This is a genomic window from Bradyrhizobium sp. SZCCT0153 (genome assembly GCF_018129995.1).
GTDB classification, from domain to species: domain Bacteria; phylum Pseudomonadota; class Alphaproteobacteria; order Rhizobiales; family Xanthobacteraceae; genus Bradyrhizobium; species Bradyrhizobium japonicum_G.
This window is the reverse complement of the sequence record NZ_JAFCKS010000013.1, coordinates 62,317-82,438: the sequence shown is the minus strand read 5'-3', so window position 1 is coordinate 82,438 and position 20,122 is coordinate 62,317. Positions and strand designations below refer to the sequence as shown.

The 20,122-nt window shown below is 64.1% G+C and carries 22 protein-coding genes and 1 pseudogene; 14 read left to right on the top strand and 9 right to left on the bottom strand.

Annotated elements, in window-relative coordinates; genetic code table 11:
- Positions 1–117: 117 nt before the first annotated feature.
- Positions 118–1,023, bottom strand: coding sequence for a LysR family transcriptional regulator (locus JQ572_RS32985; RefSeq protein ID WP_211387009.1), 906 nt, complete (start codon positions 1,021–1,023; stop codon positions 118–120).
- Between the two features lie 157 nt (positions 1,024–1,180).
- On the opposite strand from JQ572_RS32985, the gene JQ572_RS32980 reads away from it, so the two are divergent.
- A complete protein-coding gene (locus JQ572_RS32980; protein WP_211387008.1) occupies positions 1,181–2,161 on the top strand; it encodes a Bug family tripartite tricarboxylate transporter substrate binding protein in 981 nt (326 codons plus the stop codon).
- A gap of 97 nt (positions 2,162–2,258) precedes the next feature.
- Positions 2,259–2,978, top strand: a complete 720-nt coding sequence (locus JQ572_RS32975) for a dienelactone hydrolase family protein (protein WP_211387007.1) — start codon at positions 2,259–2,261, stop codon at positions 2,976–2,978.
- 208 nt (positions 2,979–3,186) lie between these two features.
- Here JQ572_RS32975 and hemE read toward each other — a convergent pair whose 3' ends face one another.
- Positions 3,187–4,221 carry a uroporphyrinogen decarboxylase gene (hemE, locus tag JQ572_RS32970; protein WP_211387006.1) on the bottom strand — a complete coding sequence of 345 codons (1,035 nt, stop codon included), beginning with the start codon at positions 4,219–4,221 and terminating at the stop codon, positions 3,187–3,189.
- A 109-nt stretch (positions 4,222–4,330) separates the two neighbouring features.
- Between hemE and JQ572_RS32965 the strand changes: the two genes are divergently transcribed.
- Positions 4,331–4,546 carry a hypothetical protein gene (locus JQ572_RS32965; RefSeq protein WP_211387005.1) on the top strand — a complete coding sequence of 72 codons (216 nt, stop codon included), beginning with the start codon at positions 4,331–4,333 and terminating at the stop codon, positions 4,544–4,546.
- 172 nt (positions 4,547–4,718) lie between these two features.
- Entirely contained in the window at positions 4,719–6,623 is a 1,905-nt protein-coding gene (locus JQ572_RS32960; RefSeq protein WP_211387004.1) for a sensor domain-containing diguanylate cyclase, read from the top strand.
- Between the two features lie 6 nt (positions 6,624–6,629).
- On the opposite strand, the gene JQ572_RS32955 is transcribed toward JQ572_RS32960, so the two are convergent.
- Complete coding sequence (locus tag JQ572_RS32955; protein ID WP_256807873.1) at positions 6,630–6,848, bottom strand: SlyX family protein; 219 nt, start codon at positions 6,846–6,848, stop codon at positions 6,630–6,632.
- Positions 6,838–7,605: an oxygen-dependent tRNA uridine(34) hydroxylase TrhO gene (gene trhO / locus JQ572_RS32950; RefSeq protein ID WP_211387002.1), complete on the bottom strand. Its 768-nt coding sequence runs from the start codon at positions 7,603–7,605 to the stop codon at positions 6,838–6,840. Before trhO ends, JQ572_RS32955 begins: the two co-directional genes overlap by 11 nt.
- A gap of 196 nt (positions 7,606–7,801) precedes the next feature.
- On the opposite strand from trhO, the gene ggt reads away from it, so the two are divergent.
- Positions 7,802–9,388 carry a gamma-glutamyltransferase gene (gene ggt, locus JQ572_RS32945; RefSeq protein WP_211387001.1) on the top strand — a complete coding sequence of 529 codons (1,587 nt, stop codon included), beginning with the start codon at positions 7,802–7,804 and terminating at the stop codon, positions 9,386–9,388.
- A 71-nt stretch (positions 9,389–9,459) separates the two neighbouring features.
- Entirely contained in the window at positions 9,460–9,924 is a 465-nt protein-coding gene (locus JQ572_RS32940) for an FKBP-type peptidyl-prolyl cis-trans isomerase (protein ID WP_211387000.1), read from the top strand.
- 59 nt (positions 9,925–9,983) lie between these two features.
- On the opposite strand, the gene JQ572_RS32935 is transcribed toward JQ572_RS32940, so the two are convergent.
- A complete protein-coding gene (locus tag JQ572_RS32935) occupies positions 9,984–10,202 on the bottom strand; it encodes a CsbD family protein (RefSeq protein WP_211386999.1) in 219 nt (72 codons plus the stop codon).
- Positions 10,203–10,330: 128 nt separating this feature from the next.
- Between JQ572_RS32935 and JQ572_RS32930 the strand changes: the two genes are divergently transcribed.
- The 3 genes from JQ572_RS32930 to JQ572_RS32920 all read left to right on the top strand — a co-directional run bounded on the left by JQ572_RS32930 (position 10,331) and on the right by JQ572_RS32920 (position 11,928).
- Positions 10,331–10,843, top strand: a complete 513-nt coding sequence (locus tag JQ572_RS32930) for a cupin domain-containing protein (protein ID WP_007606929.1) — start codon at positions 10,331–10,333, stop codon at positions 10,841–10,843.
- 126 nt (positions 10,844–10,969) lie between these two features.
- On the top strand, positions 10,970–11,398 hold the full coding sequence (locus JQ572_RS32925; RefSeq protein ID WP_211386998.1) for a VOC family protein: 429 nt from the start codon (positions 10,970–10,972) through the stop codon (positions 11,396–11,398).
- 41 nt (positions 11,399–11,439) lie between these two features.
- Entirely contained in the window at positions 11,440–11,928 is a 489-nt protein-coding gene (locus JQ572_RS32920; protein WP_211386997.1) for a VOC family protein, read from the top strand.
- Between the two features lie 122 nt (positions 11,929–12,050).
- On the opposite strand, the gene JQ572_RS32915 is transcribed toward JQ572_RS32920, so the two are convergent.
- On the bottom strand, positions 12,051–13,106 hold the full coding sequence (locus JQ572_RS32915; RefSeq protein WP_211386996.1) for a hypothetical protein: 1,056 nt from the start codon (positions 13,104–13,106) through the stop codon (positions 12,051–12,053).
- A gap of 2 nt (positions 13,107–13,108) precedes the next feature.
- The gene (locus tag JQ572_RS32910) at positions 13,109–13,810 is read right to left on the bottom strand and encodes a FecR family protein (protein WP_211386995.1); all 702 of its coding nucleotides are present in this window, start codon (positions 13,808–13,810) and stop codon (positions 13,109–13,111) included.
- A gap of 51 nt (positions 13,811–13,861) precedes the next feature.
- Here JQ572_RS32910 and JQ572_RS32905 point away from each other — a divergent pair, with 51 nt between their 5' ends.
- Entirely contained in the window at positions 13,862–15,292 is a 1,431-nt protein-coding gene (locus JQ572_RS32905) for a phospholipid carrier-dependent glycosyltransferase (RefSeq protein WP_211386994.1), read from the top strand.
- A gap of 59 nt (positions 15,293–15,351) precedes the next feature.
- Here the strand turns inward: JQ572_RS32905 and JQ572_RS32900 are convergent, their stop codons facing one another.
- Positions 15,352–15,993, bottom strand: a complete 642-nt coding sequence (locus JQ572_RS32900; RefSeq protein WP_211386993.1) for an OmpA family protein — start codon at positions 15,991–15,993, stop codon at positions 15,352–15,354.
- 525 nt (positions 15,994–16,518) lie between these two features.
- Between JQ572_RS32900 and JQ572_RS35235 the strand changes: the two are divergent.
- The 3 genes and pseudogenes from JQ572_RS35235 (at position 16,519) to JQ572_RS32890 (ending at position 18,421) form a co-directional block, all read left to right on the top strand.
- Positions 16,519–16,765: pseudogene (locus JQ572_RS35235) on the top strand (hypothetical protein).
- Positions 16,766–16,885: 120 nt separating this feature from the next.
- Positions 16,886–17,140 (top strand): hypothetical protein, encoded by a 255-nt coding sequence (locus JQ572_RS32895; protein ID WP_211386992.1) that lies wholly within the window; start codon positions 16,886–16,888, stop codon positions 17,138–17,140.
- A gap of 117 nt (positions 17,141–17,257) precedes the next feature.
- Positions 17,258–18,421, top strand: a complete 1,164-nt coding sequence (locus JQ572_RS32890) for a winged helix-turn-helix domain-containing protein (RefSeq protein WP_211386991.1) — start codon at positions 17,258–17,260, stop codon at positions 18,419–18,421.
- On the opposite strand, the gene JQ572_RS35475 is transcribed toward JQ572_RS32890, so the two are convergent.
- Positions 18,363–18,527, bottom strand: a complete 165-nt coding sequence (locus JQ572_RS35475) for a hypothetical protein (RefSeq protein ID WP_349643123.1) — start codon at positions 18,525–18,527, stop codon at positions 18,363–18,365. The genes JQ572_RS32890 and JQ572_RS35475 overlap by 59 nt on opposite strands.
- A gap of 243 nt (positions 18,528–18,770) precedes the next feature.
- Between JQ572_RS35475 and JQ572_RS32885 the strand changes: the two genes are divergently transcribed.
- Positions 18,771–20,102, top strand: coding sequence for an MFS transporter (locus tag JQ572_RS32885; protein WP_211386990.1), 1,332 nt, complete (start codon positions 18,771–18,773; stop codon positions 20,100–20,102).
- Positions 20,103–20,122 lie beyond the last annotated feature (20 nt).

Genomic DNA, 20,122 nt, shown 5'->3' with positions numbered 1-20,122 from the left:
CCCATAAGTCCAGTGGAGTGAGGCAACGTCCGCCTTGCAGCCACGGCGACCAGGTTGGCGTGCGGCATCGCCGTACGTCGTGGTCGGGCACAAGCAGACATCCGGCTTGTCCCACTCTCATTTCGCCATTGGCCTTGCGAGCTTACGGGCGCTGTCTACGACAAGCTGCACAACGGGGCTGACGGCGCGATCCTTGATAGTGACCATCCCGTTCGGTCGACGTGCCGCCGGCAATTCGACGGACAAGACCTTGAGCGCGGCCCCCCTGGTCAGGAAATTCAGTGCGGAGGACGGAAAAACCGTGATGAACCGCCCGGTCTCCAGCAAGCTGACCCGCATATGGGGGGAATCGGTGACCACCGTGGCGCGTGGATACTCAAATCCGCCGGCGCTAAAGGCTTGCGTGATGATTGATCCGATCACGCTTTCCCGCGGTGGAAGCACCCAACGTTCCTCCGCCAGATCCGAGAGCTGGATGTTGCGCCGCCGGGTCCAGGGATTTTTGGCACCCGCCGCGACGACATAGCGATCTTCAAAAAGAAATTCGAAATGCAACCGCTCGTCAGTCATCGAGCCGCTGCTCCTCACGAACAACAGATCGACTTTGCGCTCGCTCAGATCGCGGTGGAGTGTCTCCAGGTAGCCGGTCACGAGCTGGAATCTGATCCCCGGATGACGCCGGGAGAGCCGATCGATGAGAGCGGAGACGAAGCTGGCCGCCAGAAAAGCCGTGCTTCCAATCCGCACCTCTCCGGCGGTGGGGTCGGCCAGATATTCGATGCTCTTCACGCCGCGGCGTAGTTCGTCGAAAACGGCGGCACCGCAATCGAGCAGGGCGCGGCCGCACTCGGTCGGCTCGATCCCTCGCCGGTGGCGATCCAGCAAGCGGACGCCGAACGCATGCTCGAGCTCCGCGATCGATCTCGAAATATTAGGCTGGGTGGTATTGAGCACGAGCGCCGCCTTGCCCATGCTGCCAGCCTGCACCACCGCCATGAGCACATGCAGGTCGTGCAGCTTCATTCGTTTTCCGATGCGATCGCTCATCTGCATGAGAGCACCCATTTCCGTTTTGAGATGATCTCATCAGACAATAGCCTTATGCGCTTATGACAACATCAATTATCCTCACCCCGCTGAAGAGAGCCGGCGCCGGTGCAGGTTCGACGGAGCAATGCCTATGACGCCCTCCCGACGTCAATTTCTGCACCTTGCGGTGGGCATGGCTGCGCCACCTCTGCTGTCGGGCTTGGCTCGGGCCGATACTTACCCGTCGCGGCCGGTACGTATCATGGTCGGCTTCGCCGCGGGCGGTCCAAATGACATCCTTGCGCGTCTGGTCGGGCAATGGTGTGCGGAGCGGCTCGGCCAGCAATTCATCGTCGAGAACCGGCCCGGAGCAGGGAGCAATATCGCCACTGATGCGGTCGTGCGTGCGGCTTCGGACGGCTACACTCTGCTGCTGGTCGGTTCTCCCAACGCGATCAATGCGACGCTTTATGAAAATCTTGATTTCAATTTCCTGCGGGATATTGCGCCGGTCGCGAGTCTGACCCGTGGCGCCCTGGTGATGGTGATACACCCGTCGGTTCCTGCCGATACAATTCCAGAGTTCATCGCCTATGCCAAAGCCAATCCCGGGAGACTCTCCTATGGTTCGGGCGGCGTGGGGGGCATCACCCATATCGCTGCGGAACTGTTCAAACAGGAAGCCGGCGGGCTCGATCTTCAGCATGTGCCCTATCGAGGCGTGGCGCCCGCGATCACGGATCTGCTCGGCGGGCAGGTACAGGTCGTCTTTGTGAACTTGGCGCCATCGATCGGGTACATCCGGAGCGGCAAGCTGCGCGCGCTCGGAATAACGACGGCAGCGCGATCCGAAGCCCTGCCGGCTGTTCCGGCCATCGGCGAAATCGTGCCAGGTTACGAGGCGAGTTCGGTGTTCGGCATCGGGGCGCCGAAAGACACGCCTGCCGAGATCATCGAGAGGCTCAACAACGAGACCAACGCCGCTCTGGCCGATCCCGGGTTCAGGATGCGCCTTCGTAGTCTCGACGCGACGACACTCGGCGGCTCGCCCGGCGATTTCGGCAAGCTAATGGCCGGTGAAACCGAGAAGTGGGCCAAAGTGATCAGCCTCGCGAAGATCCGGCCGGAATAGCGCGGCGACGTCTTGGATAGTCGCGATCTCCGTACCGCGCATCCCCAGCCGGACCAGGCATTGGCCGCCGCACCTCAAACGAAGTGTCGGATTCGACATGCAAGGGAAGTTCAGCAATATTTGCGCGAAAGGCGGCGGCGCGTTCGATTGTTATCTGGTCACGCCCGAGTCTGAAAGGCCGGTTGCTGCCATTGTGCTTGCTTCCGCCATTCATGGCGTGGATGCCGACATGCTCGCAATCGCCGACGAGCTTGCGGCATACGGCTTCATCGTCGCGGTGCCGGATCTGTTCTGGCGTTCGATTTCCGGCCCACTTTCGCGGAACGACCCGCGCGCGGCTCAGCGCGCGCAGCCGCGCCTTGAGCAAATCAGAGCCGGCGAAGACGACATGACCGACACCTTGAGACACCTCGGCACACTCCCGCAATTCAATGGCCAGGCGGCGGTCATGGGGTTTTGCTACGGAGGTCCGTATGCGATCCTCGGGCCGAAGCGACTTGGCTATGCCGCCGGCATCTGCTGCCACGGATCCCAGATGCTGGACTATCTTCACGAACTTGTCGGGGTTCGCCGGCAAGTCTGTCTCATTTGGGGCGACGAGGACAATCGCGCGCCGTTCGAGGTGCTGGAGGCGTATCGTGATTTAGCGGCGCGCATGGAAAACGTCGAACTGCACATCTTTCCCGGAGTGCGCCATGGTTACATGATGCGGGGAAGCCCGTCGTTCGATCGGGCGACACACAATTTTTCAATAAAGCGCGCCCGTGAGATTCTCGAAGGTTTCGAGCCGGCAGTTTGCAGGGCGGTTGTTCCATGATGGGCTGCCAATGGCTGCGTCCCAACGGCGTCCCGGCATGCCTGCGAAGTCACGATCTGCGATCATGCCATCGTGCGCCTGTTTTGCCCGACGTGTCAAACGCGCGCGGGTGGCGTCCATGCCAGCCCAGACTTTTCAATTATTTGTCTACTGTGCATGGGGTTGTTTTCGCGCTTTTTATGCCCGGCCCCTTGGAGGCCGGGACCGGTCAGCCCCGCACGCGCTTCAGCATCTGCTCGACATGGCCGATCGGCGTCTCCGGCTGGATGCCGTGGCCGAGATTGAAGATGAAGCGGCCCTGCGCAAAATTCGCCAGCACATTGTCGACCGCGCGGTCGAGCGCCGCGCCGCCCGTGATCAGCACCAGTGGATCGAGATTGCCCTGCACGGCGACGCGGCTCTGCACCCGCTCGCGGATGAAGGCCGGCTCGGCGGTCCAGTCGATGCTGACGGCGTTGACGCCGGTCGCCTCGACATAGCCGGGCAATTGCGCGCCGGCGCCGCGGGGAAAGCCGATGATCTTGGCATCCGGCACCTTGGCGCGTACGCCTTCGACGATGCGACGCGTCGGCTCGACCGACCAGCGCGCGAACTCGGCCGGCGGCAACACGCCGGCCCAGGTGTCGAAGATCTGCAAGGCATTCGCGCCCGCATCGAGCTGCGCCAGCAGATATTGAATCGAGTTCTCGACCAGCACGTCGATGATTTTTGCAAACGCCTGCGGATGCCGGTAGGCCATCATCCGCGCCGGTGCCTGGTCCGGCGTGCCCTGGCCGGCGACCATGTAGGTCGCCACTGTCCACGGCGCGCCGCAGAAGCCGATCAGCGCGGTCCCGGGATCGAGCGTGCCGCGCACGATCCGCAGCGCCTCCAATACCGGCGCGAGCTTGCCGAAGTCGGCGCGCGGCGCCAGCGTGGCGACCTTGGCGGGATCATCCAGCGGCTCGAGCCGGGGGCCTTCGCCGACCTCGAAACGCACGGAACGTCCGAGCGCATAGGGGATGACGAGGATGTCGGAGAAGATGATCGCCGCATCGAAGCCGAATCTCCGGATCGGTTGCAGCGTCACCTCGGCGGCAAGTTCCGGGTTGAAGCAGAGATCGAGGAAGCCGCCGGCCTTGGCGCGCACCTCGCGATATTCCGGCAGGTAACGGCCGGCCTGCCGCATCATCCACACCGGCGGAATGGCTTGCCGCTGGCCGGAGAGGACGTCGATGAAGGGGCTTGTCGCGGATTGGGGCACGAACGGTCCTGAAGGAGGTTGAGGCTCCTGATACACTGCCGCGGCCCCGAGCGGAACAGGGGAACCAGCGCAATTGGCCCGCGTTGACCAGCCAATGGAGGACGAGACCATGGCTGAGACGTTCAACCCCGCGCCGCATGACAAGCACGCCGACGATCTGCACGAGGCGCTCGTCGCTGATCGTCACGCCAAGCTGGATACCGGGTTGGAAGATACCTTCCCGGCCTCCGATCCCGTGAGCGCAGCCCAGCCGACGCCGTCGAAGGCCGACGCGGATGCCGACAATCCCTCGCTCTGGGACAAGGTTAAGGCCATCTTCAGCTAGCGGCGGGGACGCCGGTTTCCGATAGGGTCGCTAACGCATTGTTAGCGATCCAGCGACGCTGCAGTCCGTAGGAGTACGGGAAAAGCCGCATATCCCTGCGAATGTCGGCGGGCGTTTCAGGGTTCAATAACAGAAGCGGCAGAAGTTCCGAACGATCGGAGATTTCTGCCGGATGAGCGTCGCCACACAGAGAGCCGGATGGAGCCGTCTGCCGCTGCGGGCGGCGGCTTTCGTCGTGCTCACTTGCGCGACCATCCTGGGCGTCAGCGGCTGGCGGGAATGGGCGGCGCGCGACGCGGTGCTCAAGGGCGCCGAGACCGAGATGGCGAACGTTGCGCGCTCGCTGACGCAGCATGCCGAGGACAGCCTCGACCTGCTGGATTCCGGCGTGGTCGGCGTCGTCAGCCGGCTGGAGATGGACGGCACCGAGCCGGCCACGATCGCCAAGCTCAGAAACCTGCTGGAGGCGCGCAAGAAGGCGATGGAGCGCGTCCACAGCCTCGCCATCATCGACGACCACGGCAACTGGCTGACCTCGCCCGGCACGATCGGCTCGACGCTGAGCGACGACGCGTTCTTTCGCTATCACCAGCTCTCGCCGAAGCGGGATCCTCATATCGGCCGTCCCGTGAAGAGCCTGCTCGACGGCGAGTGGATCGTCACCCTGTCGCGCCGTTTCAACAAGCCGGACGGCAGCTTCGGCGGCGTGGTGCTCGCGACCATCAGCTCGAAGTATCTCTCGCATTTCTACGAACAGTTCGAGATCGGCCGCAACAGCTCGGTGGCCCTGATGCACGGCGACGGCCTGATCATCGCGCGCAACCCGAGCAACGAGAAATTCGTCGGTCGCAACGTTGCCGATACGCCGCTGTTCCGCGACGCCGGCCTGCAACGGCCGAGCGGCGCCTATCATTTCAAGTCGCCGCTCGATGGCGCCGAACGCGTCAGCTTCTTCAAGCGCAGCGGTCGTTATCCGCTGGTCCTGCTAGCCACCGTCGACAAGGACGAACTGCTGGCTCCCTGGCGCACTGCGGCGATCTCACGCATGCTCTACGTGCTCGCGCTGGTCATGCTGATCGCAATCATCGGCGCGGTCCTGGTGCGGCAATTGCAGCGGGGCCAGCGCATGGCCGCCGCGCTGGTCGAGAAGGAAGCGCATTTCAGGCTGCTTGCCGAAGGGTCCAGCGACATGGTGACCCGCATCGGGCTCGACGAGCGGCTGCGCTATGTCTCGCCGTCCTCGGTTCGCGTCGTCGGCTGGCGGGCCAATCAACTGATCGGCACGCTCGCGCTCGCCGGCATTCATGAAGACGATCGGCCGCAGGTCCAGGCCCTTGTCGATGCCATGAAGCGCGGCGACACGGAGGAGGCGCGCGTCACCTATCGCAACGTGCACCGGCAGAATTCCGAAGTCTGGCTCGAATCGACCATGCGGGTGACCCGCAAGGAGAATGGCCGCGTCGACGGCGTGGTCGCGATCTCGCGCGACATCACCGAGCAGAAGAAGCTGGAGACCCGGCTTGAAACGCTCGCAATCGAGGACAGTCTCACCGGGCTCGCCAATCGCCGTCGCTTCGACGAACGACTGGAGGAAGAGTGGGCGCGCGCCTATCGCGACCGCTCCAGCCTCTCTTTGCTGATGATCGACGTCGATCACTTCAAGTCCTACAACGACGAATATGGCCATCCCGCGGGCGATGCCTGCCTCCGGCAGGTGGCGCAGATCATCGCGGCCGAGGCGCACCGCCCCGGCGATCTGGCGGCACGCTACGGCGGCGAGGAATTCGCCATGCTGCTGCCGAGCACGGACGCCGCGGGCTGCGCGCGCATCGGCGACCGGATTCGACGGGCGATCCGCGATGCGGGCCTCGTCCACACCAGCAACCGGGCGTCACGCTGCGTCACGGCTTCGCTCGGCGGAGCGACCTGCCGGCCGGCGCTGGAGCGCACGGCCGGCGTGGTCTCGCTCGTCGAGGCCGCCGACCAGGCGCTCTACGCCGCCAAGGAGGCCGGCCGCAACCGGCTGATGATGTCGGGCGAGGTGACCAGCCTGCTGCCCAGGGCGTCGGGTCAGTAGCGCCGCTCAATAATGTGGCGGGCGCTCATTGGCGGCTCCCGGCGCATTCGCCTCGGCCTCCTGCAGCCGTTGGCCGATCTCCGCGATCCTGCGCGTCAGGGCGTCGATCTGCTTCCACTGCGCGGTGATGGTCTGGTTCAGTGTCTCGATCGTGTCGTCCTGATAGGCGAGGCGCGCTTCCAGCGCGTCGACGCGCTCGCCGAGAGCCTTGATCTCATTCGTCACGTGGCGTGTCCTTGTCCCGTTCCCGCAAGCCGGTTTCTCGCAAACCATGGCCGAGCGCGACGCGCTCGTCGAACACGAAGCATTCGCCGCGCCAGCGGCTCTGCGCCTCCGGCACCTCTTCGAGATATTTGAGGATGCCGCCCTTGAGGTGAAAGACCTCGGCAAAGCCGCGCGCGAGCAGATGTGCGCTGGCCTTCTCGCAGCGGATGCCGCCGGTGCAGAACATAGCGATCCTGCGATGCTTTGCCGGATCGAGCTTGACCGCGGCAAAATCCTTGAACTGGCCAAAGCTCTTGATATCAGGATCGACGGCGCCGTCGAACGTGCCCATCGCCACTTCGAAGGCGTTGCGGGTGTCGAGCAGCAGCGTGTCGGGCGCCGCGATCAGCGCATTCCAGTCGGCTGCATCGACATAGGTACCGACCTGTCGGGTCGGATCGGCGGCTTCGTCGCCGAGCGTGACGATCTCTTTCTTGAGCCGCACCTTGAGCCGGCCGAACGGCATGGTCTCGGCGGTCGAGAACTTCAATTCGAGATGGTCCAGCCTGCCGCCGAACATGGCCCCGTGCGCGAGCTCGTGGGCGAGAGCGTCGATCGACTTCGGTGCGCCCGCGACCGTGCCGTTGATGCCCTCCCGCGCGAGCAGCACGCTGCCCTTCAGCCTCAGGCCGGCGCAGAATGCGCGCAGCGGCTCGCGCAGCTCGCGGTAATCGGGCAGGGCGGCGAATTGGTAGAAGGCGGCGACCTTGTGGATCATGGCGGCTCGTTTAGCAGGCGGCCGGCGCCTGGAAAACCCGCTCGGCGCCAGGCTGCAAAAAGTCTATACGCCCAGCGGATGGCAGCCATTTCCCTGGTATGCCAGCATTGCCCCGGCGGGCCGGAATGTGTCATGTAGGCCCGGTTTTTCCACTATCCGCGCCAACGGACCAGAGCCTAACGAGAGCAAGAATTCGATGAGAAACTTCCATTTTCCCGGCAGGTCCACGGTCCACGCCACCAACGCGATGGTGGCGACCTCGCATCCGCAGGCCTCGCTGGCCGCGATCGAGGTGCTGCGCGAGGGCGGCACGGCGGTGGATGCGGCTGTCGCGGGCTCGGCGATCCTCGGCGTGATCGAGCCGCAATCGACCGGCATCGGCGGCGATTGCTTCGCGCTGATCCAGCCGCGCGGCGAGGGCAAGATCATCGCCTATAACGGCTCCGGCCGGGCGCCGAAGGCGGCGAATGCCGACTGGTATCTCGAGCGCAAGATCAATTCCGTGCCGCTGACCTCGGCCCATGCGGTCTCGATCCCCGGCGTGATCGACGCCTTCGCGACCGTCCTGCGCGACCACGGCAAGTTCGGCTTCGACCGGCTGCTGCAGCCCGCGATCAAGGCGGCCGAGGAAGGTTACGTCGTCGCCCCGCGCATCGCCTTCGACTGGAAGAACCAGTTCGGGAAGCTGAAGGGTGGCACCAACACCGAGCGCTATTTGCTGCCGCATGGCAAGCCGCCCGTGGCCGGCGACATCATCCGTCAGGCCGAGCTCGGCAAGACGCTGCGTGCGATTGCCAAGGACGGCCGCGACGCCTTCTACAAGGGTCCGATCGCGGAAGACATGGTCGAGACCCTGCGCGGCATCGGCGGCCTGCACACGCTCGACGATTTCGCCGCGCACACCACCGAGACGACGACGCCGATCGGCACCATGTACAAGGGCTACGACGTCTGGCAGTGCCCGCCGAACGGCCCGGGCGTCACCGCGCTCTTGATGCTCAACATCCTGTCGCGGTTCGACCTGACGAAGTTCGCCCCGCTCAGCGTCGAGCGCTTCCATCTCGAAGCCGAAGCTGCGCGCATCGCCTACATGAACCGCGAGATGCATGTCGCTTCTCCCGACCACATGAAGATCAACGTCGCCGAGATGCTCGAAAAGGGCTTTGCCGACGAGTACATTAGCAAGATCCGTCTGGACGGCATGCTCGACCTGCCTGACGTTGCGCCGCCGATGAATCCCTCGACCATCTACATCACGGTCGTGGACAAGGACCGCAACGTCTGCTCGTTCATCAATTCGATCGCGCATTCTTTTGGCTCGGCGATCGTCTCCAACAAGACCGGCGTGCTGCTCCAGAACCGCGCCGGTGGCTTCCGCATCCAGCCCGGCCATCCGAACTGCATCGAGGGCGGCAAGCGTCCGCTGCATACGATCATGCCGAGCCTCCTCACCAAGGGCGGCCGGTCCGTGATGCCGTTCGCCGTGATGGGCGGACAGTATCAGCCGGTCGGCCAGACCCACGTCGTGACCAACATTCTCGACTATGGCTGCGACGTCCAGGAGGCGATCGACATGCCGCGCGGCCTGCACTACGAGGGTCAATACCAGCTTGAGGACAGCGTGCCGGCTGACATCGTCGAAGGTCTGAAGAAGCTCGGCCACAAGACCACCAGCGTGGTCGGCCCGCTCGGCGGCGCCCAGGCGATCTGGATCGACTGGGACAAGGGGACGCTGACCGGCGGTTCCGATCCGCGAAAGGACGGCTGCGCGCTGGGCTATTGATCGAGGCCTGAGGGCTGGAAACCAGACCCTCGTTGCGCTAGACACCTCCCGCCTCAAACGGAAGGTGTCTAATGCAGCGTTCCCAGCGCGTGCTCCTCGCCATCATGTCGGCACTCGCGATCACGATGATTGCCAGCGTGTCCGATTTCGCTTCCACCACGGCCTCGGCCCAGACCGCAGGAAAGACCATGACAACAGCTTCAGGCTTGCAGATCACCGACAGCGTTGCCGGCACCGGCGCCTCGCCCAAGCCCGGCCAGATCTGCGTGATGCATTATACCGGCTGGCTCTATGAGAACGGCCAGAAGGGCAAGAAATTCGACTCGTCGGTCGACCGCAATGAGCCGTTCGAATTCCCGATCGGCAAGGGCCGCGTCATCGCCGGCTGGGACGAGGGCGTTGCCTCGATGAAGGTCGGCGGCAAGCGCACGCTGATCATTCCGCCGCAGCTTGGCTATGGCGCGCGCGGCGCCGGCGGCGTGATCCCGCCGAACGCGACCTTGATGTTCGACGTCGAATTGCTCGCGGTGAAATAGCCCAGCAAACAAAAAGACCGGCCTTTCGGCCGGTCTTTCCGTTTTCAGTGCGAGGTCCGTCAATCGGCCGCGCGCTTCGCCGCCCCGGCGGCGCGATCAATCGCTTCCTTCGCGGCGTCCTTGGCATCGCCCATGGCCTTCTGACCCTTGCCCTTCACTTCCTGGACCACGCCTTCGCCCTGCAGACGCTCGGAACCAGTGGCTTCGCCGATACCCTGCTTGGCCTTGCCGATGACCTCGTTGGCGCTGCCCTTGATCTTGTCGCTGGTGCTACCCATGAAACTCTCCTTCCAGTTTGCTCGCGGGGACAACCCCTGAGGGCTACGAGAGTTCCGATTTTGGCTATGGCTTGATAGGCCCGCTTTGGTTAGCTTCGCCCGCACGGAACCAACAGAAAGCAAGTCCCATGACCGGCCATGATCATTCGCATTCCCACCATGACCACGATCACGACGATCGCTGGAAGCATGACGGCGTGCGCGTCATTCCCGGCAACCAGCTCGATACGAACGTGCCGTCGACGGCAGGCATGGACCGCGCGGCCGCGATCAATTTCGCGCGCGTCGGCGCGCAGAAATTGTGGGCGGGCACGGTCAGCATCAAGCCCGACGCCAAGACCGGGGCGCATCACCACGGCCATCTCGAAAGCGTGATCTACGTGGTGAAGGGCAAGGCGCGGATGCGCTGGGGCGAGAGCCTGCAATTCACCGCGGAGGCCGGCCCCGGCGATTTCATTTTCGTGCCGCCCTACGTGCCGCATCAGGAGATCAACGCCAGCCCGGACGAGGTGCTGGAATGCGTCCTGGTGCGCAGCGACGGCGAGGCGGTTGCGATCAATCTCGACATCGAGCCGGTCGAGAAGCCCGAGACCGTGCTGTGGGTCGATCCCATTCACCGGGATCCGAACGAGAAGAAGTAGGCCCTGAGATCGCGCAAGGTTCGGTGCGACGGAACCCCGCAGTTCATGGTCCAAAAAATATTCGGAAGCTGTGTCGGGTGGCCGCAGGGCCATCCGTCCTTGGGCAGAACCCCCAAGGAGCTTCCGATGCCCAGGATGATCTTCGTCAATTTGCCAGTGACTGACCTCAAGCGCGCGACGGCCTTTTACGAGGCGATCGGCGCGGTCAGGAATCCCCAATTCAGCGACGATACGGCCAGCTGCATGGTCTTCTCCGAGACCATTTTCGCCATGCTGACGACCCACGACAAATTCCGCCAGTTCACGCCGAAGCCGATCGCTGATGCCAAGATCTCGAACCAGGCGCTGTTCTGCCTGTCCGCGGACAGCCGCGACGAGGTCGACGACATCGTCGGCAGGGCGCAAGCCGCGGGCGGGGTGGCCGATCCCAGCCCGAAGGACGAATTCAGCTTCATGTACGGCCGCAGCTTCGAAGATCCGGACGGCCATATGTGGGGTGTGAACTGGCTGGACATGGCAGCCTTCGCCGCGCAGCCCGAGAGGGCGAACGCCTGATCGAAGCCCGCGAACATCGCAACTGAAGTGGAACATTCAAGATGTCAAAGGTCGTGCCCTGCATGTGGTTCAACGGCGATGCCGAGGACGCCGCGAAATTCTACGTGTCGCTCGTTCCGAACTCGGAGATCACGCACGTTCAGCGCAACGTTTCGGACGGCCCGTCCGGCAAGACAGGCTCCGTGCTCGTCGTCGAGTTCACGGTGGCCGGGCAGCCCCTGGTCGCCCTCAACGGCGGCATGAAGATGGAGTACACCCACGCGATCTCGCTGATGATCCATTGCGACGATCAGGCCCAGGTCGACAGCGTCTGGAATGCCCTCCTGTCCCATGGTGGCAAGGAAGAGCAGTGCGGCTGGCTCAGGGATCGCTGGGGCGTGGCCTGGCAGGTGGTGCCGAAGGTGATGTTCGAGTTCCTGTCGAGTCCCGACAGGGCGGCTGCCGCACGCGCGATGCAGGCCATGATGAAGATGGTGAAGCTCGACGTGGATGTCCTGCGCCGCGCGTTCGAGGGCAAGTCGGCGGCCTAGCGTCAGCACAGGTGCTGTAGGGTGGACAAAGGCGCGTCCGCGCCGTGCCCACCATCAGTCCACGATTGCGAGAGTTGGTGGGCACGCTTCGTTTGCCCACCCTGCGGAGACTGTGCTCGCCGCTAGTAATTGATGCGCAGCCCCACGCCGCCGTGGATCGTGTTGCCGACCGGCTGCGGGCCGAGCGTGCCGTTGGCGAAGAGATCCACGATCCAGCCCTTTTGCACGCGGAAACCGAGCCGGCCGCCATATTCGAACCAGCCCTGATTGCCCATGGTCGGAACCACCGTGCCGTCGCCAGTCACGGTGGCGACGATGCCGCTGTGGCCGGCGAACGACTGCACCCAGCCGCCATTGATGTTGGCCTCGACGTTGCCGCCGAAGAGATGCGTCCACTGCCCGCCGATCTTGACCAGACTGGTGCGGTCGGTGCCGGTCGCGATGCTGGCATCGAACGGATTGAACGCCACCACGCTGTCGGCATAGCCGGAGACGCGCTGCCAGAGTTGCCAGATCTCGATCGAGGCGGCGACCTCGTCGCGCGGCGACACACGGCTCATCCAGCCGGCGCGGCCGTAGACGGCGTAATTCGCGGCGTTGGTCGAGCTCGTGACGCTCACCGGGCCGAGGCTGGTGTTGTAGCTGCGGGTGTAGCGGGCCTTCTCCCACGGCGTCAGGATCGTGCCGATGTCGAAGAACGGGCGCGACGAGCCCCAGTCGGTGAAGTTGTAGCGCAGCGCGAACGCGCCGATCGGCGCGCTGGTGATGTTGTAGCCGCCCTCGCTGTACTGCGTGTAGGCGATGCCGGCGAGCAGCGACAGATTTTTGGTGAGCTCCTTGCGGCCATGGATGCCGGCCGAGAACGAGCCGGCCGAGCCGAATGCGCTGATGCAGTCGCTGCAATTGACCTGCTCGTTGACGCCGAGCAGCACCGTGCCGAGCACCCGGTTGGTGATCATCTGGTTGAAGCGCTGGTCGGCGAGGCCGCCGATCGAGCTGCCGCTGGAATCGGCGCCGGTCGGCGTCGGGCTCGGGGTCGGCGAGGGGGATGGCGATGGACTGGGGCTCGGCGTCGGTGACTGGGCGCATGCTGGTGCAACGGCCATCGTGAGCGTGATGGCGCAGATCGCAGCGAGCAGAGCAGCACGAAGCAAGTGTCGGACGCGGACTATCGCCATCATCACCGTCCGCACAGCATGCCGTCGTCGTGGACGGCGGGCGTGATGGTTGGCGAGGCGTCGGCATATTGGTTGACCGCGCACAGCCCGGCGTTCGCGGCGCAGGTTGCGGCGAAGGTCCAGGGCGGCGTATTGGCCTTGGTGATGCTGACCTTGCCGCCGGTGGACGTGATGATCGCGGTGTCGCCGGGCTGGGTGAGCTGCACGCACTGGAAGTTCAGCGTGCAGACGCTGGCGGCGCCATCCTGCAGCACGACGACGGAGCGCCCGCGCTGGGACAGGATGTCGAGCGTGGTGCCGCGCACGCCGATGGTCGCGAGCGGCGTCGTGATCTTGTAGGCGGTCTTTTCCGAATGTCCCGTAACGAACCGGAATGTGCCCGTCGTCATGCGGATCGCGACGTCGCGATAGCTGTGCTCGTCGTTGAAAACGGTGCGGTCGAGCTTGAGCGTGGCGCCAGGCCCGAGCGACAGATTGGTGCTGTCGGCCATGACGAAGCGCGCGGCGCTTTCGGCGCCGGTGCGCACGGTCTCGTCGCGCAGCATGCTGTCGCCGACATTGATAGGCGTGGTGGTCGCGGCCACGCGCACCACCTCGTTCTGGATCACGACGGCTTCACCGACGCGCGTCTGCGCCTGCGCGCAAGGCGCTGCGCACAAGGCGACCGACGACAGCATGGAGAAAAGCCAGAAACGCAAATTCATCTCGCAACCGATCGATGTGTCCCTGATCGTACCGGATCGCGCGCGCTTCTGATGTGGCGAAATTATCACAAGCGGCGCGAGACGTGCGTTATGCTTAGTGACAGTTGCGGCGGAATGCGTTCAATGAAAAGAGCCAGACTTGTTTTTCTCCGCGGTGAAGCAGATTTGCCACGCAAAACGTCCCTACAGCTGCCGCTTGAATTGCCTGCGGTTCCGAAAGTGTCGCGGAGCGCAGTGATCGCTGTCGTGATTTTCCTGGTTGCGCATCTTGCGCTGCTGATCGGTCTCGCGACGCCCGAGAAGTTCGTCTTCGACGAGGTGCATTACGTGCCCGCCGCGCGGCAGATGCTGGCGCCGGCGATGTCGCAACCGATGCTCAATCCGATGCATCCGCCGCTCGCCAAGGAATTGATCGCGGTATCGATCGCGGCCTTTGGCGATAACGCGTTCGGCTGGCGCTATCCGGCGACATTGTTCGGCGCGCTCGCCATCGTCGCGATTTATCTGTGCGGCCTTGCGTTGTTCTCCGCGCAAGGGCCCGCGATCGCCGCCGCACTGATCGCGGCGGTCGACCAGATGCTCTACGTGCAGGCACGCATCGCGATGCTCGACATTTTTGCGCTGGGCCTCGGCCTGCTTGCGATTGCCGCCTTCATGCACGGTTTTCGCAAGCACCGCCCGCATGCGTTATTCGCGCTGGCGGGCAGCCTGTTCGGCTGTGCCGCGGCCTGCAAATGGAGCGGCTTGTTTCCGCTTGGAATCTGCATCGTCATCGTCGCGGCGATCCGCCTGTTGCAGGGCTGGCGCACGTCGTTTGCGGATGCGAGGCCGGGCGATTGGTATCGGCCGGATCTCTGGCCCGATTTTCGGGCGCCCCATGTCGTGCTCTGCTTCGCCGTCCTGCCGGCGATGACATATCTTGCCGCCTTCGTGCCGCTCTACGGCGTGTCGCTGCCGGACCTGATCGAGGCGCAGCGACGCATCTTCGCCGACAACACCACCACCGCGATCGCCGGCCACACCTATATGAGCGCGTGGCCATCCTGGCCGTTGCTCGCGCGCCCGGTGTGGTTCCTGTTCGACAAGATTGCGGAGGACAATGTCTCGGCGATCGTCTTGCTCGGCAATCCCCTGGTACTGTGGGCGGCGCTACCCGCGCTCGTTCTCGTGCTGCGCGATTTCGTCGTGACCCGCCGCTGGGACGCGTTCCTGATCGCGGCGTTCTATTTCGGTTCCTGGCTCGCCTGGGCGTTGCTGCCGCGCGCGCTCAGCTTCATCTACTACTATCTGCCCGCTGCGACACTGGCGTCGCTCGCGCTCGTCTACGTGCTGCGAAGAGACGGTCTGCCGCGCTGGCTGCTGTGGGTCTACGTCGGCATCGCCGCGATCGGCTTTGCGGTCATGCTGCCGATCTCGGCGGCCTTTATCGGCACGTCGATGCAGATGTTCAATCGGCTGATGCTGTTCCAGAGCTGGATATGAGTTCGCCGCCTGCCACGGTCATGGCAGGCGGCGTGTTTCGTGGGCCGATCGCTCGTGGATCACTTCGACGCGGTCTTGGTGTCCATGTTCACGACCTGGACGCGGCGATTGATCGGATCGGCGCCGTTCGCGGTGTCCTTCAGCTTGGTCTTGCCGTAGCCGACGGTGACGAGATCGGTGCCGGTGAGGCCGTAGTTCTGGACCAGGTACTTCTTGATGGTGTCGGCGCGACGTTCCGAGAGGCCCTGATTATACTCTTCGGTGCCGACTGCATCGGTGTGGCCGGCGACCACGAAGGTCGAGCCCTTGAGCGACGGGTCGGACAGCGCCTTTCCGAGCGCCTGCACCGACGAAACCGAGGTCTTGGCGATGTCAGCCGAGTTGTAGTCGAACTGGATTTCCAGATCGATCTTCGGCTTGGTCGCCGCAAGCTCGGCGATCTGCTCGCGCTCGCCCATCGAGAGCGACCGGGTCGAGCGGTTGCGCACGGTGTTCAGAAACGTCGATTCCTTTGCCTGCACCGCCGGATCGGCCTGCGGACCGGCGGACAGGCCGCGGGTCGCCGGTTTCGGCTTCAGCGCATCCAGGATCTGGTTCGTGGAGACGTTGTTGTCGCCGGCCAGGGCCAGGCCCGCCGTCATCGACAGCACTGCCGAGAGGGTAGTCGCCTTCAGTCCAAAAAACTCAATAAAACGGGTCATTGTCGTATCCTCGCTGTTACGCCTGATGTCGATTTGATGCTGCGAGCATAGGGCAGGTTCAAATGGCCTGGTGTGATCCTTGTCACGGTGGAAAACGAAGGCGTCCGGGGCCATCCTGGTGCATTTGGTGGGTTTCGGGTTCATGACGGGCCATTCTGCGGGGCACCGCAAGGGTGAGCGCGATCGCGCCGGGAATCGCGCCAGGAGAAGTTCGTCGTATCCATGCCGGCGCGGGTTCGAGCCGCTTCAGGGCTGGCGTGATCGAGATCACTGAGGATCGCAGCGCGTGGTGCCGCCCGGACTGCCAAGCCCGGTTCACATGCGGAAACCCGTGCTCACCGATCGTCGCAAAGCCGTCGCGTCATGGCCTGTCTGCGGACAATTTTTCGGCCAGATGCACGCCTAGCAGGTCGCTGTATCGGACAAGCGCAAATGAGGGGAGCCGAGTTCCATCCAGTGCCGAGGCCAGGTGATTACCAGTTCTACCGCAGCGGCCCGCCGGATCGGACATTGTTCCTGAGCTCAATGCCCATCTATATCGGCGCTGCCATGATCGCGGTGGCGATCCTGCTGTCGACCCTGATCACGGGGTTGACCTCCCCGCTATGTCGGCCTTGAAGGGCCGACCGAGGAGAACATGTGGCTGGTCGACCGCCTGACCGGCAACGTCTTTCGCTGCCAGGCGGAGGGGCGGGGCAGGGCCTCGTGCGAACCGGACGTCGCGACAGGCAGCGTCGGCGACCGGTCCCAGGCGCCGAAGGATGGTCGCTGACATCCTCCGCCTTCGCACCGCAGCAAGAAAATCATCTTCTCCACGAAACGTCTCCGCCGGGGAATACGTAATTGCGAGGCCGGCATGACGCCGGTTTCGTCTTACGGAGGAGACTTTTCCATGAAGATCTTGCTCACGGCCGCAGCCTTTGTCGCGTTCACCCTTTCACTGTCCCCCGCATCCGCCGCGATGATGGCGTGCACCAAGGACAACATGATGAAGTCCGCCGCCATGATGGGTGGCACCCCCGACACGCCGGCCAAGATGGCGGCGAACAAGGAAATGGCCATGGCCAACATGGACATGAGCAATGGCAAGATGAAGGGCGCCTGCATGCACTACATGAAGTCGCAGAAGGCGATGATGATGAAGTAGGCGCGAAGCGCGCACCATCCGGCCGCGCTGTCAGCAGACGGCAGCGCGGTTTTTCCTGGGGCGCCGCTGCGGCGTCTGCTTTTCCCGGGCGCGAATCCCGCTACATTGCTCCTTGCAATGTCACGCGCGCCCAAACCGCTCCCGCTCACCACGACACAGGCCCGGCAGATCTGGCTGCACGCCCAGCGGCTGGATGAGCGCGCGCCGTTCGGCGAAGGGGCGCGCGCGGTCGCGGATGCGGTCGCCCATCTCGGCTATGTGCAGATCGACACCATCAATGTCATCGAGCGCAGCCACCACCACATCCTGTTCAGCCGCATCCCGTCCTACCGCCGTGCCGATTTGCGCCACGCCCAGAGCGTCGACAGAAGCGTCTTTGAATATTGGACCCATGCGCTGTCCTACGTGCCGGCCGGCGATTTCCGCTTCTTCCTGCCGGCGATGCGCGAGCACCGCCGCGAAGGGCACAAATGGTTCGCCTCGGTGAAGCCGGCCGACATGCGCAAGGTGATGCGGCTGGTGCGCGCCGGCCCGCTGACGATCCGCGACATCGAGGACGACGTGCTCACCGAGAAGGAGCATCTCTGGCAGAGCCGAAAGCCCTCGAAGCGCGCATTGCAGCTCGCCTTCTACACCGGTGCCGTGACCATCAGCGAGCGCCAGGGCATGCTCAAGACCTATGAGCTGATGACGCGACATTTCGGCTGGGACGAGCTGCCGAAGCCGGCCTCGACCAGGGACATTACGGCCTATCTGCTCGACCGCGCGCTGCGTTCGCAGGGCGTGGTGAGCCTCGATTCGGTCTGCCATCTCGACGCGCCGCGCAAGAAGGCGGTGGCCGGCCTGATCGCCGCGCGCGTCCGCCGCGGCGAGCTCGTGCCTGCCGCCATCGACGGCGCCGGCAAGCAGGAGCATTGGGCACAGCCGGCCGCGCTGGAGCCGGGCGAGCGCGCGTCGCCCGATCTCGTCCACATCCTGTCGCCGTTCGATCCGCTGATCATCCAGCGCAAGCGCACCAACCTCATTTTCGGCTACAATCATTTGTTCGAGGCCTATGTGCCGAAAGCCAAGCGCAAGCTCGGCTATTTCGCGCTCCCCGTGCTGGTCGGCGACGAGATCGTCGCCGCGCTGGACCTCAAGACCGACCGGCAGGCGAAAAAGCTGTTGATGCAGAAATGGACCTGGGTCGGGCAGGGCAAGAAGACCGCGGGGCGCAAGGAGCTCAAGCGCGGGATCGAGGAAGAGCTCGACCGCTTCGAACGGTTTCAGCTGGGGGAGTGAAGGCGGGCCGCCAAGGAAATTCGACCACGACCGCGATCGTTGCGGCGATGGCTGCGACCTGCGCCCGTGACATCCGCGGCAGTAAAACCACGACCAGCAGAAACATCATGGTCGCCCACAGCAGCGAGCCGCCGTACTTCACCACGAAAGGCCGAGCGGAAAGCACCAGCGCAACGACAATCCGCGGGCGATCACGACCAGCGCCAGAGTGGCGCGGATGAGCGATGTCCGAAGAGGCGCAATCGCTTTGACCGGTTGCGCCTCGTGCATTGCTTGCTCCATTGACTCTTTCGCGGTGATGCTCAAAACCCCGGATCAGCCCATAAAAGCAACAACCCTGGGGGAAGCCATGAGCCAGACCACGACCTATGCCGGTTCCGCCGGCGCAGCCAAGTCGGAAGTCGAGACCTCGACCATTCGCGCCATCTCCTGGCGCCTGATTCCGTTTCTGGTGCTGGCCTACTTCTTCTCCTATCTCGACCGCGTCAATCTCGGCTTCGCCGCGCTGACCATGAATGCCGAGCTGAAGTTCACGCCGCTGATCTTCTCCTGGGGCGCCGGCATCTTCTTCATCGGCTATTTCATCTTCGAGGTGCCGAGCAATCTGGCGCTGGAGAAGTTCGGCGCCAGCCGCTGGATCGCCCGCATCATGGTGACCTGGGGCATCATCTCGGCGCTGATGGCGATGGTGAGCGGCGTCACGAGCTTCTACGTCCTGCGCTTCCTGCTCGGCGTCGCCGAAGCCGGCTTTTTCCCCGGCATCATCCTCTATCTGACCTATTGGTATCCGGCCGAATATCGCGCCCGCTTCCTTGCGGCCTTCGCCATCGCCGTACCGGTCTCCACCGTGATCGGCGCGCCGGTCTCGGGCCTGCTGCTCGGGCTCGACGGCGCGATGGGCCTGAAGGGCTGGCAGTGGCTCTTCATCATCGAGGGCATTCCCTCGTTGCTGCTCGGCATCGTCACCTGGTTCTATCTCACCGACAGGCCGGAGAAGGCGGACTGGCTCTCGGCCGAGCAGAAGGGGTGGCTCAAGACGAAGCTCGATTCCGAGATCGCGGCCAAGCAGGCGGTGAAGCATTTGTCGCTCGGCGAGGCACTCTCCTCACCGAAGGTGATCATGTTGAGCCTGGTCTATTTCGGCTTCGTCGGCGCGCTCTACGGCATGCAGTTCTGGCTGCCGCAGATCGTCAAGGCGTTCGGCCTCACCAACGCCCAGACCGGGTTCGTCACCGCGATCCCGTATCTGTTCGGCACCATTGCGATGATCCTGTGGGCGCGGCATTCCGATGCCACGCGCGAGCGCGTGATGCATGTCGGTGCGCCGCTGCTGCTCACCGCCGTCGCGCTCGGCGTCTCCAGCTACCTCACCGATCCCACCATGACGATGATCGTGCTCACGGTCGCCGCGATCGGCGTGTTCTGCTGCTTCGGTGTGTTCTGGACCCTGCCGACCGCGTGGCTCTCCGGGACGGCCGCCGCCGGCGCCATCGCCCTGATCAACTCGATCGGCAACCTCGCCGGCTTCGGTGGGCCCTATCTGATCGGCTGGGTCAAGGAAGCCACCGGCCAGACCTCGACCGGACTCTTGGTGCTTGCGGTGCTGCCCCTGATCGCCGGCATCCTGGTCTTCATCGGCGGCCACGACAGCAAGCACGAGTTCGCCGGACAGGGGCGGTAACCATTTCGCCTGCGTAGCAC

What these genes read in the sequence shown, in the direction of transcription:
- JQ572_RS32985 (WP_211387009.1), bottom strand. Translation starts at nt 1,023, where the DNA reads ATGAAGCTGCACGACCTGCATGTGCTCATGGCGGTGGTGCAGGCTGGC.
- JQ572_RS32980 (WP_211387008.1), top strand. Translation starts at nt 1,181, where the DNA reads ATGACGCCCTCCCGACGTCAATTTCTGCACCTTGCGGTGGGCATGGCT.
- JQ572_RS32975 (WP_211387007.1), top strand. Translation starts at nt 2,259, where the DNA reads ATGCAAGGGAAGTTCAGCAATATTTGCGCGAAAGGCGGCGGCGCGTTC.
- JQ572_RS32965 (WP_211387005.1), top strand. Translation starts at nt 4,331, where the DNA reads ATGGCTGAGACGTTCAACCCCGCGCCGCATGACAAGCACGCCGACGAT.
- JQ572_RS32960 (WP_211387004.1), top strand. Translation starts at nt 4,719, where the DNA reads ATGAGCGTCGCCACACAGAGAGCCGGATGGAGCCGTCTGCCGCTGCGG.
- trhO (WP_211387002.1), bottom strand. Translation starts at nt 7,605, where the DNA reads ATGATCCACAAGGTCGCCGCCTTCTACCAATTCGCCGCCCTGCCCGAT.
- ggt (WP_211387001.1), top strand. Translation starts at nt 7,802, where the DNA reads ATGAGAAACTTCCATTTTCCCGGCAGGTCCACGGTCCACGCCACCAAC.
- JQ572_RS32940 (WP_211387000.1), top strand. Translation starts at nt 9,460, where the DNA reads ATGCAGCGTTCCCAGCGCGTGCTCCTCGCCATCATGTCGGCACTCGCG.
- JQ572_RS32935 (WP_211386999.1), bottom strand. Translation starts at nt 10,202, where the DNA reads ATGGGTAGCACCAGCGACAAGATCAAGGGCAGCGCCAACGAGGTCATC.
- JQ572_RS32930 (WP_007606929.1), top strand. Translation starts at nt 10,331, where the DNA reads ATGACCGGCCATGATCATTCGCATTCCCACCATGACCACGATCACGAC.
- JQ572_RS32925 (WP_211386998.1), top strand. Translation starts at nt 10,970, where the DNA reads ATGCCCAGGATGATCTTCGTCAATTTGCCAGTGACTGACCTCAAGCGC.
- JQ572_RS32920 (WP_211386997.1), top strand. Translation starts at nt 11,440, where the DNA reads ATGTCAAAGGTCGTGCCCTGCATGTGGTTCAACGGCGATGCCGAGGAC.
- JQ572_RS32915 (WP_211386996.1), bottom strand. Translation starts at nt 13,106, where the DNA reads ATGGCGATAGTCCGCGTCCGACACTTGCTTCGTGCTGCTCTGCTCGCT.
- JQ572_RS32910 (WP_211386995.1), bottom strand. Translation starts at nt 13,810, where the DNA reads ATGAATTTGCGTTTCTGGCTTTTCTCCATGCTGTCGTCGGTCGCCTTG.
- JQ572_RS32905 (WP_211386994.1), top strand. Translation starts at nt 13,862, where the DNA reads ATGTGGCGAAATTATCACAAGCGGCGCGAGACGTGCGTTATGCTTAGT.
- JQ572_RS32900 (WP_211386993.1), bottom strand. Translation starts at nt 15,993, where the DNA reads ATGACCCGTTTTATTGAGTTTTTTGGACTGAAGGCGACTACCCTCTCG.
- JQ572_RS32895 (WP_211386992.1), top strand. Translation starts at nt 16,886, where the DNA reads ATGAAGATCTTGCTCACGGCCGCAGCCTTTGTCGCGTTCACCCTTTCA.
- JQ572_RS32890 (WP_211386991.1), top strand. Translation starts at nt 17,258, where the DNA reads ATGTCACGCGCGCCCAAACCGCTCCCGCTCACCACGACACAGGCCCGG.
- JQ572_RS35475 (WP_349643123.1), bottom strand. Translation starts at nt 18,527, where the DNA reads ATGTTTCTGCTGGTCGTGGTTTTACTGCCGCGGATGTCACGGGCGCAG.
- JQ572_RS32885 (WP_211386990.1), top strand. Translation starts at nt 18,771, where the DNA reads ATGAGCCAGACCACGACCTATGCCGGTTCCGCCGGCGCAGCCAAGTCG.